Source organism: Pseudomonas japonica (assembly GCF_900188455.1).
Lineage (GTDB): Bacteria > Pseudomonadota > Gammaproteobacteria > Pseudomonadales > Pseudomonadaceae > Aquipseudomonas > Aquipseudomonas japonica.
Window position 1 is genome coordinate 151,202 of record NZ_FZOL01000003.1, and the last position, 14,722, is coordinate 165,923.

At 57.2% G+C, this 14,722-nt stretch carries 18 protein-coding genes and 2 pseudogenes; 10 read left to right on the forward strand and 10 right to left on the reverse strand.

Annotation, left to right across the window (positions count from 1 at the left end):
* Positions 1-11 precede the first annotated feature (11 nt).
* From CHB99_RS05505 to CHB99_RS05520, 4 genes are read left to right on the forward strand one after another with little or no spacing between them, the layout of a single operon-like run.
* Positions 12-809 carry a hypothetical protein gene (locus tag CHB99_RS05505; RefSeq protein WP_042125081.1) on the forward strand — a complete coding sequence of 266 codons (798 nt, stop codon included), beginning with the start codon at positions 12-14 and terminating at the stop codon, positions 807-809.
* Positions 806-1,402 carry a tail fiber assembly protein gene (locus tag CHB99_RS30320; protein ID WP_281177147.1) on the forward strand — a complete coding sequence of 199 codons (597 nt, stop codon included), beginning with the start codon at positions 806-808 and terminating at the stop codon, positions 1,400-1,402. Before CHB99_RS05505 ends, CHB99_RS30320 begins: the two co-directional genes overlap by 4 nt.
* Before the next feature lie 58 nt (positions 1,403-1,460).
* On the forward strand, positions 1,461-1,892 hold the full coding sequence (locus CHB99_RS05515; RefSeq protein ID WP_042125083.1) for a lysozyme: 432 nt from the start codon (positions 1,461-1,463) through the stop codon (positions 1,890-1,892).
* On the forward strand, positions 1,889-2,413 hold the full coding sequence (locus CHB99_RS05520; protein ID WP_042125084.1) for a DUF2514 domain-containing protein: 525 nt from the start codon (positions 1,889-1,891) through the stop codon (positions 2,411-2,413). The genes CHB99_RS05515 and CHB99_RS05520 overlap by 4 nt, the downstream gene beginning before the upstream one ends.
* On the opposite strand, the gene CHB99_RS05525 is transcribed toward CHB99_RS05520, so the two are convergent.
* The 4 genes and pseudogenes from CHB99_RS05525 to CHB99_RS05540 form a co-directional block, all read right to left on the reverse strand.
* Positions 2,371-3,045 carry an SOS response-associated peptidase gene (locus CHB99_RS05525; RefSeq protein WP_042125086.1) on the reverse strand — a complete coding sequence of 225 codons (675 nt, stop codon included), beginning with the start codon at positions 3,043-3,045 and terminating at the stop codon, positions 2,371-2,373. The two genes, CHB99_RS05520 and CHB99_RS05525, sit on opposite strands and share 43 nt — an antisense overlap.
* A gap of 28 nt (positions 3,046-3,073) precedes the next feature.
* Positions 3,074-3,406 carry a hypothetical protein gene (locus CHB99_RS05530; RefSeq protein ID WP_042125088.1) on the reverse strand — a complete coding sequence of 111 codons (333 nt, stop codon included), beginning with the start codon at positions 3,404-3,406 and terminating at the stop codon, positions 3,074-3,076.
* A 349-nt stretch (positions 3,407-3,755) separates the two neighbouring features.
* Entirely contained in the window at positions 3,756-4,115 is a 360-nt protein-coding gene (locus tag CHB99_RS30415) for a site-specific integrase (protein WP_042125197.1), read from the reverse strand.
* A 163-nt stretch (positions 4,116-4,278) separates the two neighbouring features.
* A pseudogene (locus tag CHB99_RS05540) lies at positions 4,279-4,551 on the reverse strand (IS630 family transposase); the annotation flags it as partial.
* Between the two features lie 204 nt (positions 4,552-4,755).
* Between CHB99_RS05540 and CHB99_RS05545 the strand changes: the two are divergent.
* Positions 4,756-5,256, forward strand: coding sequence for a hypothetical protein (locus CHB99_RS05545; protein ID WP_052419437.1), 501 nt, complete (start codon positions 4,756-4,758; stop codon positions 5,254-5,256).
* A 197-nt stretch (positions 5,257-5,453) separates the two neighbouring features.
* On the forward strand, positions 5,454-6,038 hold the full coding sequence (locus CHB99_RS05550; RefSeq protein ID WP_141137248.1) for a hypothetical protein: 585 nt from the start codon (positions 5,454-5,456) through the stop codon (positions 6,036-6,038).
* 172 nt (positions 6,039-6,210) lie between these two features.
* Here CHB99_RS05550 and CHB99_RS05555 read toward each other — a convergent pair whose 3' ends face one another.
* A complete protein-coding gene (locus tag CHB99_RS05555) occupies positions 6,211-8,229 on the reverse strand; it encodes an acyltransferase family protein (RefSeq protein ID WP_141137249.1) in 2,019 nt (672 codons plus the stop codon).
* A gap of 277 nt (positions 8,230-8,506) precedes the next feature.
* Between CHB99_RS05555 and CHB99_RS05560 the strand changes: the two are divergent.
* From CHB99_RS05560 to CHB99_RS05565, 3 genes and pseudogenes are all read left to right on the forward strand, one after another.
* Positions 8,507-8,852, forward strand: a pseudogene (locus CHB99_RS05560) (transposase); the annotation flags it as partial.
* 248 nt (positions 8,853-9,100) lie between these two features.
* A complete protein-coding gene (locus CHB99_RS29425) occupies positions 9,101-9,745 on the forward strand; it encodes a hypothetical protein (protein ID WP_141137250.1) in 645 nt (214 codons plus the stop codon).
* A 304-nt stretch (positions 9,746-10,049) separates the two neighbouring features.
* Positions 10,050-10,961, forward strand: coding sequence for a hypothetical protein (locus CHB99_RS05565; protein WP_141137251.1), 912 nt, complete (start codon positions 10,050-10,052; stop codon positions 10,959-10,961).
* Positions 10,962-11,061: 100 nt separating this feature from the next.
* On the opposite strand, the gene CHB99_RS29430 is transcribed toward CHB99_RS05565, so the two are convergent.
* On the reverse strand, positions 11,062-11,244 hold the full coding sequence (locus tag CHB99_RS29430) for a hypothetical protein (RefSeq protein WP_141137252.1): 183 nt from the start codon (positions 11,242-11,244) through the stop codon (positions 11,062-11,064).
* A 199-nt stretch (positions 11,245-11,443) separates the two neighbouring features.
* Between CHB99_RS29430 and CHB99_RS05570 the strand changes: the two genes are divergently transcribed.
* Positions 11,444-12,127, forward strand: coding sequence for a hypothetical protein (locus CHB99_RS05570; RefSeq protein ID WP_052419438.1), 684 nt, complete (start codon positions 11,444-11,446; stop codon positions 12,125-12,127).
* Positions 12,128-12,151: 24 nt separating this feature from the next.
* On the opposite strand, the gene CHB99_RS05575 is transcribed toward CHB99_RS05570, so the two are convergent.
* From CHB99_RS05575 to CHB99_RS05590, 4 genes are all read right to left on the reverse strand, one after another.
* Positions 12,152-12,724, reverse strand: coding sequence for a TetR/AcrR family transcriptional regulator (locus CHB99_RS05575; protein WP_042125098.1), 573 nt, complete (start codon positions 12,722-12,724; stop codon positions 12,152-12,154).
* 105 nt (positions 12,725-12,829) lie between these two features.
* The gene (locus tag CHB99_RS05580) at positions 12,830-13,540 is read right to left on the reverse strand and encodes an SDR family oxidoreductase (protein ID WP_042125100.1); all 711 of its coding nucleotides are present in this window, start codon (positions 13,538-13,540) and stop codon (positions 12,830-12,832) included.
* On the reverse strand, positions 13,527-13,847 hold the full coding sequence (locus tag CHB99_RS05585; RefSeq protein ID WP_042125101.1) for a Dabb family protein: 321 nt from the start codon (positions 13,845-13,847) through the stop codon (positions 13,527-13,529). The genes CHB99_RS05580 and CHB99_RS05585 overlap by 14 nt, the downstream gene beginning before the upstream one ends.
* The gene (locus CHB99_RS05590; protein WP_042125103.1) at positions 13,840-14,712 is read right to left on the reverse strand and encodes a sugar transporter; all 873 of its coding nucleotides are present in this window, start codon (positions 14,710-14,712) and stop codon (positions 13,840-13,842) included. The genes CHB99_RS05585 and CHB99_RS05590 overlap by 8 nt, the downstream gene beginning before the upstream one ends.
* Positions 14,713-14,722 lie beyond the last annotated feature (10 nt).

A 14,722-nucleotide genomic window follows, 5' to 3' on the forward strand; every position in this document is an offset into this window, starting at 1 on the left:
AGGACCATGCTATGGCTTGGTATCGAGCAAATAGCGTCTCAGCAACAAACGGGTCTGTGACAATCACGGGCGCCAATACGAATTTTTCTGCAAACGCGCGGGTCGGTGATGCCTTTCTTGGTCCCGATGGGCGCTGGTATGAAGTAACCAACATTGCAAGCGCAACAGTGCTTTCGATTCTCCCCGCATATCTTGGTGCCACTACTTCGGGCGGCTCCTATGCAATCGCGCCGGTGCAAGGGTATACGAAGACGCTCGCAGACAAATTCAGCGACATTGCAAATCAGTGGGGCTCGACCCTTGCCGGACTCGGCTCCGTTTCGACAGAGAACGTTGTGCCGATCGCCAAAGGCGGGACCGGTGGCACGAGCCAGGCTTCAGCTCGCACTGGACTCGGCTTGAAGACTGCCGCGACGGCTGACATCGTCGGCACTGTGAGCATGAATAGTGGGGTCCCGGCAGGGGCAGTCTTCGAGCGCGGCAGCAATGCGAACGGCGACTATGTCAAATTCGCCGACGGCTCGATGATCTGTTTTCTGAACATCAGTGTGACAGATCAAGCGATCAACTCGCAGTACACGGCAGGCGTGTATCAGGGGACTCGGGCGTGGTTCTACCCAGTGTCGTTTGCGGTGCCCCCGACGGTGACCCCCGGAGCGTTTACGTGGGCTGGCGCAGCGAACTGGTCGGGGCTTGCTTCAGTACCGAGCACGGTCTCCGTTTTGTTGCGTGGGTTCGATGCTGTTGCGCGTGCCGCAGGGACCCCAGTACAGATTTCCGCAGTCGCGGTCGGGAGGTGGGCAGCATGATCATCAAGCTTTCTCCGGTGCGCTCCGACGCATCGCTTTCTGTCGTCCGAGCGGGCGACACACTCGAAATCAACGGCATCGTATTCGACTTCTCCCGGCTCCCTGACGGCGCAACGCTGCCGGCCGCCGCCGTGGGAAGCACTGAGGTTCTCGACCCGATCGAGCGGGTGAGCGGAAAAATCGTGGTCACGATCCGACTGCCACACGCTGCTGACGCCGATCGATCGTCTCGCTTCCCGGCCGACATCATCGACCCCATGGACGGTCAGGTGCGACTGCCGGGAATTGAGCTCAGCGGCGCGCAGCCGTCAGTGGCGGGCGTGATCGACTGGTCGCAAGTCGTCACGGCCGAGCAGAAGACCCAGGCCGCTGCCGAGCAGTTGCTCTCCATTGCCGCCGCCGAGATCACGCAGCGGCGTGGGATTGCAGACGCGGCGATCGTGCCGCTGCAGGATGCTATCGACCTCGACGAAGCGACCGAAGCCGAGCTCGCGCTGCTGAAAGAGTGGAAACGCTACCGCGTTGCACTCAACCGCTTGCCTGAACAGCCTGGCTATCCCGCGACGATCGACTGGCCCGTGCCTCCGACCTGATCCGCACCGAACCCACCGACCGCCGCCTGGCGGTATTTTTTTGCCTGGAGAAAACCCGATGCGTACATCGCAACGCGGCTTGAGCCTGATCAAGTCGTTCGAAGGCCTGCGCCTGCAGGCGTACCAAGATTCCGCTGGCGTCTGGACGATCGGCTACGGGGCGACCCGTGGCGTGAAGGCCGGCATGTCGATCACCAGAGAGCAGGCTGAGCGCATGCTGCTGAACGACGTGCAGCGCTTCGAGCCGGAAGTGCAGCGCCTGGTCACGGTGCCGCTGAGCAGCAACCAGTGGGACGCCCTGATCTGCTTTACCTACAACCTGGGCTCCGCGAATCTGGAGTCTTCGACGCTCCGTCGACTGCTCAACGATGGTGACTATACCGGTGCCGCCGAGCAGTTCCCGCGCTGGAACAAGGCCTCCGGCAAGGTTCTGCCGGGCCTAGTGCGGCGCCGTGCTGCCGAGCGCGAGTTGTTCCTGGAGGCAGCATGATCACCGGACGAACCGCTGCAGCTGCGGTCACGCTGCTAGCCGTGTTGGCCTCGTACTGGGGCGTCTACGAACACGGCCGCCGGGTCGAGCGCGCCGACGCCCTGGCGGCATCGGCCAAGCGAGACAGTGGTGATCGACTGTCGGAGGTGATTGGCGAACGCAGCGCCAGGCAGGAAGAACAACGACGCGCGAAGGCGCAGGAGGAGGCGAGAGCCCATGCACACGAACAACAACAGGTGGCTGCTGCTGGCGCTGCTGCAGCTGACGCTGCTGGCCAGCGGCTGCAGCACGACGCCGCCCAGCTCGCCGCCTCCGTCAGCTGCCCCGGCCCGGATACCGCCGCTGTCGCCCGAGGCGCATCAGCCACCCGCGCCGCCATGGTGCTCTCCGACCTGCTCGACCGGTCTGTCGCAACAAATCGAGAGCTGGCGAAAGCGTATGACGCGGCCCGAATAGCGGGACTTGCGTGCGAAGCCAGCTACGACTCGCTGGGTAGCGGGGAGATCAGCTCAGCGCCTTGATTGCGCACGTTTCCGACAGCCGTGCTGACGCGATACCACTCGAAGGCATCGGGACCTTCGCCGAGGTTGAGCGCCAGTTGCTCGGCCTGTTCTTTTGGAAGAGCAGAATCAAGCCACTGCCGTGCCAGCCCGGACGAGAGAACAACTGGGCGCCGGTCGTGCACATCAACCATGCCGCCTTTGGCATCGGCGGTGATGATCACGAACCCGTCGTGCTCGCTGCCCGCGTATTGGCCGATGGCGGCGCACAGTGAGGGTTGGCCGTCCCGGCGCCGGATGTAGTAGGGCTGCTTCTTCTGTCCGCCATCGGCCACCCACTCATACCACCCATCGACCGGAACAATCGCTCGATGAGGCCAGATCGCGCGGAAGAATGCCCCGTGTGCCACCTTCTCGACGCGCGCATTAATTGGCGCGGCTCGATCAGTTGCCCAGTGCGGGCGCCAACCCCACTTCACCATATCGACCAGTAGCCCGCCATCATCGACACGAAGCAGTGCAACCGGCGTGCTCGGTGCAACGTTGTAGCCCTCCAGTTGCTGGTCGCCGACGTTATTCTGCAGGGCGCCGGGCATACTGAGTGCAGCGACGAAGTCGTGTATCCCACGGTACTGCGCCAGTCTTCCGCACATGTGAAATACCTCCGACAGAATTGTCAGCTTAGCGCCTGCTCATGGCATCAAGCTGCCTTTCCAGGCTTCTGACCCTTGCGTTCTGTTCCAGCAATCGCTTTTCAAGGCGCTCGTTTTCCTCGCGGAAGTCGATGAGAAGGTTCTCGGCTTTGGCGTTGGCTCTGATCGCTGCATCGCGCCGCCTCTCTGCGTTGTCCAGCATGTGCACAAGACGTTCGATGTCTGCGCGCGCCTTGGTGAGAGCATCAGCGGTCTGCTCATATTCGGCCTGCATGAGCAGGTTCTGCTGCTCGAGCATTTCAATGCGTGTTGGCATTCCGAGTTCGAAGCCGGTGGTGTCGATGTCGCGGTTGTCGCTCATGGTTCTGCTCATTATCTGTATGTGTATACAGTATTTCTATGCACAGAAGACGGCCAGCTCCAAGCGACGAGGTGTAGTTGTGGAGGGGGGGGTATCCTGGTCGGCAGAACGCCGGGGGAGGGAGGCGATTAAGGAGATAGCGCGGCGCCTATGCATAATCGGCATGAGTCTTCATAGGGAGTGGCCGGACCATTTCCCGAACCAAGTAGTGCGTATCAGTGGGTAGTCAGAAGGGATTATGCCCAGCAAAATCAACACATCCCCACCCGCTAAACCCCATGACAAAGCGCATGGTGATGTTAGCGGTAGAAATCAAAGTGCTTGTCCTGCGGGGGTTCCAGAGGTGTATTTAGGCCCTCTCGTCCGTTTTGGGCCAATTTTGGGCCAATTCGACTCGGGGCGGCAGCTTCTCCAGCTCCCTCCAATCCGAGGAGGAGCTGATCCATTTCGCGTAGGTAGAGAGCAACATCTCCACGCTGTGGCCAGGCTGATTCGCGATGAACGTGGGGTTCATCCCAGCCATGAGGCACATGGTTGCGTAGGTGTGGCGGGTGTCGTACTGCCGGCGTTCACGGATGTTCAGCGCCTTGGGCGCCGATTTTAAGGGGCGGATTGTAACACTTGGCTCGTTGATCCACAGCCCACCTTTGCCCGGTTGGAGTGCCCAGCCTGGATACCGCTGGACTGCGACAGCCACGAACGTTTCCAGCTCATGATGCCCCTTGCTCATGACGAGTAGGTGTCTTCACCAACGCTCTGCACGTCGGTCGGGCGCTGTTTTGCAGGCATGCGGATTCCTTGGCCGGGGCGGGGACGGTGGAAGACGACTATTAGGTGCTAGTGTGGTGTTTCGCAAGTAACACTCATATTTTTCAGCCTAGCGCCTCAGCTGCACGACCGACGCTCGCCAAGATGTCATCGGCCTTTCGGTTCCAGTGAAAGGGGCGAGGGTTGGCGATGTGAGTGGACAGGTAGTACTCAATAGACTCCTCCAGATCCTTCACGCTGGTATGTGCCTGACGCTTGATCCACTTCTCGCTCCGTGTCGAGAAGAAGCGCTCCACCAGATTCAACCAGGATGCCGAAGTAGGTGTGAAATGCACCTGGTAGCGCGGATGCGCTGCCAACCACGCTTTCACTTTGTCGGTCTAATGCGTCGGCATTCCAGGGTGCGCCTGGTGCAGTCGAGCAGGTCAGCCATTCGTTGTTCGGTAACCTTGTCGACGTCACTGTGTGCTGGTCGGTTTCCATGGGGGATATCTACGCCGCTGGTGGTGGCTGTTATGGATAACTGTCTTTCAGATGAGTAACCTGATGCCTTTTGCTATCAGGCTAGGGAAATGCGAAAAATGCTTGGGATGTTCAGGGTGCTTGTAGTCGTGGTGCTGGGCCTGATTGCAGTAGGCTGCAAAAGCCAGCAGGTTGGTTACGAACCGAGTGGCTTGAGCTTCAACGACCGCGCTCAGGCGATTGAAGTAATTGAGCAGGGTTTTTTTGAGGACTACAGTAAAAAGGCAAGGCCGCAGTCTGTTCTAGTCACAGATAAGGTAATTATCTTGTCCGATGGCATCATTTCTGAGGGAGCCGCATTCGGTTCTGCTGTTCCTATCGGCGCTGGTGCACTTGCTGTAGGAAGCAGCAAAACCGTCACTCGGGACGCCGCTCGACGTATATATCTGAACTCGATTGGCTCCATTCCCATTTTCAAAAGCCGTACCAGAAGTAGCCGATATGCTGTGATCATTCGTGGCCAAGATGGTCAAGAGCTCGGTTCGATCAGAACAACTAGTCTTGAAAGAGCGAAACGGTTTGCTGATGCGGTTGTGTTTGTGAAGTCTTCGAGGCAATAGCTCTGCATGTCAGCGGGTTTGGGTTGTGAGGGGGTAGGCCTAACAATAAAACATTGACGTCAAAGAATACGGCTTGATAATACTTGGCAGAATATCTATATATTTGCTCAACCTAAATGACACGGATGTTGAGTATGTTCATTTCAAGTTATTCTCTGCTCCAGGTGCTCCGGGCTGGTCCCATGAAGAGGCTGGGCATGGCAGTGACCGGCAGTCTGCTGATCTCAGGTCTTGTTGCCTGCTCAGGTGATCAGCAGGTGCACCGCGTAGATAGGTCTTCATCGGATACATTTTTCCTCAGTGAAATCAAGACCGGAGGCACACCCGCTAAGCTCGCTGACGACAATCGAAAGCTCCTTGAAGACAAGCTCAATGAAGTACTGGAGTTCTGTCTTCCACGTCTTTCGGGGTTTGAAAAGCAATCGGCAGCGCAAGCCAGGCAAGCGTATTGGTTGTCTATGAGCGGGCTGGTCGCGGGCTCCGTTTTTGTGCCTGTACTTGCTGCTGCAAGTCCGACTAGCAACGCAGCTGCAATCGCCGGACTTGGAGGCTGGGCAGGGGCTACCAATTTCGCCGGAGAATCACTCAAGACATCCGGCCTCAGCGGAACTACCATCGCCGAGACGCGAAATAAAATGATTCGGAAGGTTGAGAGCGCAATTGCAGTGGCGACTGATGGTCGTAAATCATTTGATCAGCGTCGTGACGCATTGATGGATGCCAGGACCGCTTGCATCATCTATGAGATTGCTGTGCCTACTGTTTCTCAGGAGAAGAAATGATGGTTGCACACCACTGTCTTTACTTCATTGTCGAGGCGGATCACAGCTGACGCATCGTGACGTTCTACAACCAGGACCGACTGCGCTCGACCCTGGGCTATCTGCCGCCCAACCAGTACGAGCGGCAGATAGCCTGCGTACGTCAAGCTCCTCAGCTGGTCGGCCTGAACCCTTAGTCTGCGGCGTGACCAGTGCGGCCTGGCGTAATTGCCTGATGGAGTCGTTCCGCGACGAAGATGGCTCCAGCGGTAGTCAGGTGGCCATAGTCCCAGGTAGTCAACGTGGTCGCATCGTCAGTGGTGTGGGTAAGGCATCCCTCGGTATTGCAGAGAATATCGAGAAGGGAAACGAACGCCGCTTTCGAGTTTGAGTAGGCATTCGTGAATTCGCTTTCGATCTTCGGGATGTCCGGGTTCAGGTTGCTGGCAAGCCTGCGCGGTATCTGATGCTGTGGAAAGTCGCTTTTCCATGCCTGGTAGACATGTTTGGGGAGCGAATCCAGCCACACTGGAGCAGGACCAAGGAGCACGATGTTGGTAATTCCAGCCGCTGATACCTCATCGATGGTACGCATGAGTCTGGCCTGATCGGCGGATCCGGCCGACCAGTCAGCCCCATAGCGGCCCCACGCCCCGAACAGGACAACGGTGCGAGGTTTCACGCTGCGAAGCTTGGCGAGGATGTACCTGTTGCTCTCCTGACAAATGCTGTCGCCAAAATCCAGGATCGGCGGGCATGAGCTTCTTGTCGTCTGAAGAATTGCCTCGGATCGCCCCATCTCGGCCGCGATCCCCGGATACAGCCGTGCAGCATGAGAATCACCCCACAGCAGTACGCCTTCACCCGGGCTGTTTCCAGATAGGCATTCAGCGGCGAAGCCATCATACGGATCGGTTGCGCTGAGCCAGCATTGAGGGTACCGGGCATCGGTCACAAACTCGTACTTGAAATCTGCGATTGCCCGGATTTCCGCTGGGAAGCGAGACGGAATTCCATCTGATCTGAATGTCGCATAACCGCAGATACCTACTCCCACCAGTGCAAACGACAGGAGAGCGACAGAGGCGCGGATATTCAGCTTGCTGCGTATTGGCCTTTCGACGAAACGGTAAGTCAGCCACGCCAGTAGCACGCCGATGAGAACCGCGGCGATTCTCACAAATGCACTCGGCGTATCGCTGTACATCATCCTGGCGAACGTCAGGAGTGGCCAATGCCACAGGTAAAGCGGGAAACTGATAAGGCCGAAAAAGACCATTATCCTACTGGACAGAACTGTCTTGTTAAGCCAGGCAAATGGCCCGGCGGCGATAACAAGTGCTGCACCAACGGTTGGAAGGATCGCCCACCAACCGGGAAACTCATTGTTTTTTGTAGTCCGAACAAGGGCCGTTGCGACAAGTGCCATTCCAAGCACGGACAATAAGTTTCGAACTGCAGGACCGCTTGATTCTCGCCAGCGCGGAAAGAGTCGTTGCTGATTCAGTGTTGCATAGGCAAGCAGAGAACCGATCAGCAGTTCCCAAAATCGGGTTTGCGGCGAATAGAACGTCGCGATCTGGTTGGTTTTCACACCAATGATATTGAGGGTGAAGGAGATGCCGCCGATCAGAGCAATCAGGATCAATATGTTGACCCTGCTCTTCCAGGCAGCCCATACGAGGAGTGGCCAAACAAGGTAGAACTGCTCTTCGATTCCGAGTGACCACAGGTGCAGGAGCGGTTTTGTCTCGGCACTGTTGTCGAAATAGCCGGATTCACCCAGCAGCAGGAAGTTGGATACGAATGCAGATCCCCCCGCTATGTGTTTGCCCAGTTGCGAGTACTCGTCGACCATAAGGCTGAACCAGCCGAAAGCCCAAGTGGCACTGAGCATGAGCAAGAGTGCCGGGAAGATTCGATTGACTCGTCGGCCGTAGAATTCCAGGAAACTGAAGCGGTTCTTTTCCAAACTGCCGAAGATGATGCTGGAGATTAAATAACCGGAAATAACGAAGAATACGTCGACGCCTACAAACCCGCCTTGAATCAAGGAGGGAAAGGCATGGAAGGTGACCACGGACAAGACGGCCAATGCGCGTAGCCCATCAATGTCTGCGCGGTACTTCGGATGGCTCAGGTGCTTATCGAGCGCAGGTAGCGTCGACGTGGATAAATAGGTCATTGGTATTCGCAGATTCAATTGACTCAAGTGCTGTTCTTGAGCGCTGGGGATCGTACCAGAACGCTAAAGCTTTTTCGTTATTGAGCGGAAATTTTTTAGCGAGAGAACATCTATGAGTTTTCAGGTCGCTGCCGGGTTGGCGACAGAACATAGATACTGGCTCTTCCGCGAAACCACCGGACCGCAGGATGCCGCCACGCACTCCGGGGTGTGAGCGAAAGCGACTTCGCTGATTTCTCGCGCCGGCGCCGGCCGCGTTCTGCTTGATCCCTCGCCATGCGGCATCTCCTGCAATACTGCACCCAAACCTGAAGATGCCAGTCACTGGAGCACTCGCTCGATGAGTCAGGCAACTGGAATTTCTCCTGTCAGCGTCATGCGAATATGGCATGTCTTCGGCCTCAAGCCTCATCTGGAGAAGACCTTCAAGCTTTCGACTGGTCCTCTGTTTGTCGACAAGGTTCACGATATTGTTGGTCTCTATCTCAACCCGGATTCAGGCACTGAACCGTACCCAGCCAGGCCTACCTCTTGCCCCCGGCAAACCCGTCACTCGCACCCACGACTACAAGCGCCACGGGACCACATCGTTGTTCGCGGCTCTGGACATCGTTACGGATGAAGTAATCGGAAGATTGAAGCGCCGTCATGGAAGGCTCCGCCGAGGACGGTCTTCGGTGTTTTCTTCAAGTACTGCAAGGTTTCGTCAATTACCCGCGCCATGTTTTGGCCCTCAATGATTGATTGGAGGCGCAACCCCACTACGCTCCGACCCAGGCCATGTACTGGCTTTCCGTCCAGAGTGGATGGGACAGCAGCATTGAAGGATGGAAACCTCTGCTAGTCTTCCTGTGCTGTAAACCATTCGGTACTTGCCTGCTAAGGAAAGGGAGGCGTTATGTCGAATTCAGATGAAGAGGTTCGTGCTGCTCGTGTAATGGTATGGATTGACGAAGCTTTTGGCGGAGGGATGGGTAGCCACCAGGCGAAGCCACCCCACGACCTAATATCAGAGAAAATGATTTCGTCAGCGTTGGAATCATTCAACTCTGTTAGCAGTGCTGTTGCTGCAGGTGCAGTTCGTGTTGCTCAGGAGTTTGCAAACATTCTCGGGTTCAGGTCCGGGGCTGCCAGGTCTGTGAAGGTAACGTTTGTCAATAGCAGTCCATTCAATTTGATCAAGGCGAAGAGCGGGTTAAGCCATGGGATTTGGATGGATGATATGCAACCGCCAGAGGTCATTGAACCAGGACAGACAGTTGCCTGGGGTAGCGAATCAAGCGGCATAGCGACTGGCACCGAGGGATCGGTTGAGTATTGCATATGTGGCAGTTTTGAAAATGCCGGCCCCCAAGACCTGAAAATATCGTTCAGGGTTGATTGGGACAATCCGTATGGCGGCTCCAACTCTTGCCGCCACTCCTGGCCATCAGGGGACGATACCAACCCTTTCTGGAACAAGGTCTCGTTGGAGGACCCGAGTAATGGAAGTATCCATGGGGATAACTGCGAAATGCGGTGGATTTTCCGCTACTTAGGATAGCCATGGGATGAAGCCCAGTTCAACGCTGGGCTTTTTGCATCTGGCTGCAATTGAGCACTCTGGGGCTTGCAAGGCCCTCTGCCATACTTCTCAAACATGGAGTGGTCGTGACAGTGGCTCGAGTCAGTACCTCGCGTGGTTGATCTGCGAGATGCGATGCAGCCTCCTTTGGCGCCCACTTCGACGTTTTCTCTACCGTCCATATTCATGAGTGTCAGCACCCTGTGCTCGGCCGCACTATGACTAGCAGCACATACTCGTATATCATCAGAGAATGGCGTATTGCCATTATTCTGGGGCAGGTATGCACAAGCTAATATTGGCCACATCTTGTTTGTTGGGTTTTTCCAGTGCTGCTCTTGCGCGATGCCCTGTCGAGTATCCCTATTACCATGGGTCAGAGTCTGGTCATGTCGTCAGGCTGGAAAACAGGAGTATCTATAATTTAGATGCCTTTACTCTGCAGGCAGGGCAGATGCCATTGGAGGGGGTGCCGATTCCGAGTTTGTCAATTCATGCCGGGCCCGCTTCAGAGAAGGATTTGGAAAATATCACAGAGCATGATTGGATCAAGATAAAGAATTATATTGAAAAATTCAGAGAGAGGTACCTTGCAACTGCGGTCTTCTCAGGCAACCAGAGCTATGATGATGGCGAGAGACTTTCATGGAAAGAGCTGGATAAAGTCATTGCGTGCTGGCTGAATCAGTCCGCTGGGACAAAGAAAAATATCGCAGCGGAAAGTGCCTCGAAAATAAAAGATCAGCCGGTCAGGCCTGAGGGGGATGATAGCAATGCACTTGTTTATGGCGAACTACAAGTCGCAGGCCGCGAGGGACGTCAGCTGTACAGGGATGGGCTGCTCGAACAGATGGTGACCAAGAAGCAAGGGGTAAAATTTGATACCAGAGCCCCTGTGATTTCTCCTGGTTGTATAAGCTTCGAAAATTGGGGCACCGGTGTTGCTCACGACGTCAAGCAGATCAAAAGCACATGCACAATTCCCGTGGCGGTAACTCACTGCTTCTACGACATTCGAACGCCACAAAAATGCAAAGAAAACAAATCCGTGGGCTGGGGAACTACAAATGTGATCAAGCCAGGCGGAACCGCTTTGGTCGTTGCCGGTACGGAGACGAAAGGCTCGCGATTGAAAGTGGATTACTATGTTTGCGACATGAGAAATGAAGACAAATTTTTCTGCATAAAACCATGACGTACGTAGTCTTTTGTCGACTCAGTGGTCAACTTGCTCCTGTTGCCGCCAGTAGAAGCATCAGTGAAGCGGGGTGAGGCTTCCTGATCGAAGGGAGGCCTCAGTCCCAGGTCGAACCTTCAAACGCAGGTCTTCTTCCTGCGGCTTCGCTGACTTCTCGCACCGACGCCGGCCGCGTTCTGCTCGATCCCTCGCCCTGCGGCATCTCCTGCAATCCGCTGGGTGCAATATGAACGTGCAACTGCCGTCGACGTTGCTGCGTGATCTTCTGGATGCGTCTCATGGGGCACACCTCGATGGGCGTCTTCTTCGTCGAATCTGACGGCATAACCACCAGTAGACGCCTGTTTCCCCGGTATACGCGCCTGGGCTGACCAGTGGACGAGTCCATGGGCACGAGCATTTGATCCTCGTGTGAAAAGAGGAGGGTGAGAACGCAGCTAGAATGCCTATGGGCGGGTTGCCAGATAGGAGCACATGAAATGAACCAGATCCGGATCGCCTTTATGTGTGGATGCATTGGGCTGGCTACAGCAACGGTGCAAGCAGAACCGCTATGCGATTGCGGCAAGATTGTTGGTCAGTGTACGGCGTCGATAAACTTGAAGTCGGTCTCCGGTTCAAAACCGTCATTCACGGCCAACTATACGATTACCTCCAGCACGGCAAGTTGTTCGAAGGTTTCCTACTTTATCGATGACACTCCCTATTTCAATGTGTTGGCCGGGACGAACAAAACTGACGAAAGCACCTTCGGCACTGAACCGATCAGCATGAAGAGCTTTTCAGGTGTGAAATGCGAAGTGTGCCAGGGCCAGGCATCTCAAGCCGGCGGGGGGGCGCAGGGGGCGGCCGGCGTCAAGCCTGATGCTTCGGCTCAAGGACGCGAGCGATACAACGGTAGTTGGCGTACTGATCTGTATGTCCTGACCATCAGCAACGCGCAGGCAAGTCCGACGGTGAGTTATCAGTTCGACAGGGTCAGCACCAATACTCAGGGCTCGGCGGATGAAGAGCGATTCGAAGGCGATACGCTGGTGTTTTCCTGGGTGATGGGGATGTTTGGTCGCAACAGCTGTCGCTTCAATCTGACCGGGCAGAACTCCGCAGTCGCCAAGTGTGGCAACTTCATGGGGACGCACACGAAGGAATTTACCCGCATGTAAGCAACCCCACTGGTTTCAAACCGCTCAGCGAATCTGCTTGCCGATATTGAATCGCAGCAGCATCAGCGCCGCATCGCAGGCATCCCTCGCGAAGTGACTTTCGCCAAACGCCTGTGCGTTCACCGTGGCCCCGTCCAGCAGCATCATGATGTAGGTCGCGAGGGTATTGGCGGTTTCCTGGGTGTGGTGACGGGCAATCACTTCTTCGATAAGCCCATGCATCTTGCGCTTGTAGTCGAGGGCAATCTCGCGAATGTCCGAATGGTCCGGAAACTCGGCGACCGCGCGACCGAACAGACAGCCGGCGAAGTTGGTGGAACAGAACCACTGACCACGCCAGTCGAAGAGCGAAATGATCTTTTCATCCAGGCTGGGCTTTTCTTCCATGCGCGTCTTCAGTTGCTGGATCAAGTGATCAGAACGCTGCCTAAGCACTGTTTTCACCAGGTCTTCCTTGCCGCTGAAATTACGGTACATGGTCATCCTGGCGACACCCGACGCTTCAATGATCCAGTCAACGCCCACGGGGCGAAAGCCGTGTTGGGAAAACAGGCTGGTGGCAGTGTCGACGACATGCTGCTTCTTCGATACCGACAACTCGGAACTCCAGATTCGGGAAGTGAACAGGCGAAAACCGTAACATTTTGAGGTAGACCAGTCTATCTCAGTCTCTGCCCGGTATTTCGCCCGGTTTTATCGCAATTACGTGAGTGTGACGGTATCTCCGCCGTCCACGGCGAGTACCGTGCCGCTGATCATCGGATTGCCGGCCAGCAGCAGGGCGGCCGAGGCGATGTCTTCCGGTCGGGCAATGCGCTTGACCGGGAGCGACTGGCTGCGCTGGCGCATTTTCTCGACGAGGGCTTCGGCGTGCAGGCCGGTATCGACAAACCCGGGAGACAGCACATTGACCCGTACCGGCGACAGCTCACTGGCCAGGCCCCGGGCAAAACCCTCGATACCGGCGTTCACGGCACTGATCAAGGCCGTCTGCGGCCCGGCGCGCTGGGCGAAGCGTCCCGAGACCAGGGTCAACGAACCCTGGTCGTTGAACGAGGCCAGCCGGGCGATGTGGTAGGCCGCCCAGAACTTGCTGTCGAAGATGCGTTGCGCATCCGCCAGGGAAACGCTGCGCACCGGGCCGAAGGTCAGCGAGGCCGCGGTGACCACGATGTGGTCCCAGCGCGTGGGGCGGGCAAAGAAGCGCTCCAGTTGTTCCGGGCGGGTGACGTCCAGTGGCTCGGTGGCAACGGCCGGGTCGATGTCCCGTGCCGCCAGGCTCAGGCGCTCGGCGCTTCGTCCTGCCAGGGTGACGCTGGCACCTTGCTGGTGAAACAGCCTGGCAATGGCGAAACCGATGCCGGCGGAACCGCCGATGACCAGGACCTGGGTGGTGGGTTCAAACGCAGGCATGGCGGTCTTGCTCCTGTGGCAGGGGAGTGGGGTGCGGGTAGTCGAAGATCAGCATCTCGCACAGCGCGCGCAGGCGCGGGCGGAATGCGGCGTGCAGGGGGTGTTCGCGCCAGTCCGGGAGCACTGATGCGTCGGTGAATGTCAGGATGAAGCCCTGGTCATAACCCAGCGAACGGTCGCCGCTGTCGGCGATGATCTCCACCGAGACCAGCCCGGGCACGTGCGCCGGAAAATCGTGGAGTTCCCGCAGCAGCGTCGACAAGGCGGCGGCGTCGGAGCTTTTCAGCAAGACAATGCGTTTATACATGGCGGTTCTCCCATTCGATCAGGTTGCTCAGGCGCGGACCGCCGTCGAAATCGCACACCACGGTGTCACCATGGCTGAGGTGAATACCGGCGTCGGCGCTGTTGCGATCGGCGCCCATATAGAGGTAGATCAGCGTGCCGGGCAGGCGCAGCGAGGGGTGCTGCCAGAGGGTGTCGAACAGATCGTTGGCGTCGTAGCTGAGGCAGGACAGGCCGGTGTTGAAGTCCTGTTGCCAGTGCAGATCGCCAGCGCGGTAGATCGAGGTCCTGCCCTTGATCAGCTCGGGCAGGGGCTGCCAGTAGAACAGGTGAGAAATGGCGCTGGGCTGGAGCTTGGCGTAGGCCAGGTAATTGCGCTTGGATCGGGCCAGCTCGATATCGGTCAGGTCGTTGCCGAAGGTGTAGCCCAGGTAGCCAGGCTGGCCGTTGGCGTCCACCAGAAACAGGGCCACCACTTCCGCTTCCTCGCACGCCGACAGCGCTCCGCGACTCATGCGCAGCACCTCGCCACTGCGCTTGAGGGTGTCGGCAAAACCCTTGATGAAGAAGGCCGGTCGCTCGTCGTCTTGCGGTGGTGTCGCGATCTTGCTCTGGTGGGTCAGGCCGAAGCCGCAGACCACGCCCTGGCGCGGGTCTGGCGGCAGCAGGCAGGGCAGCAGTTCGAAGCCTGTCAGGTCGGTGACGGTCAAGGGGGCCGGAATATGTTCGCGCAGGTATTCCAGCGGGCCACCCGGGTACTTGCTCGCGTCGGTGTCACGCAGCAAGACGTAGAGCCCGGGCACCGGATACAGCGTGTATTGCCCGGCGCCGCCGGGGCTGGCCACATAGCGCTGGCCGTCGCGCGCGCATTCAAAAATGATCGACATGAGACAGCTC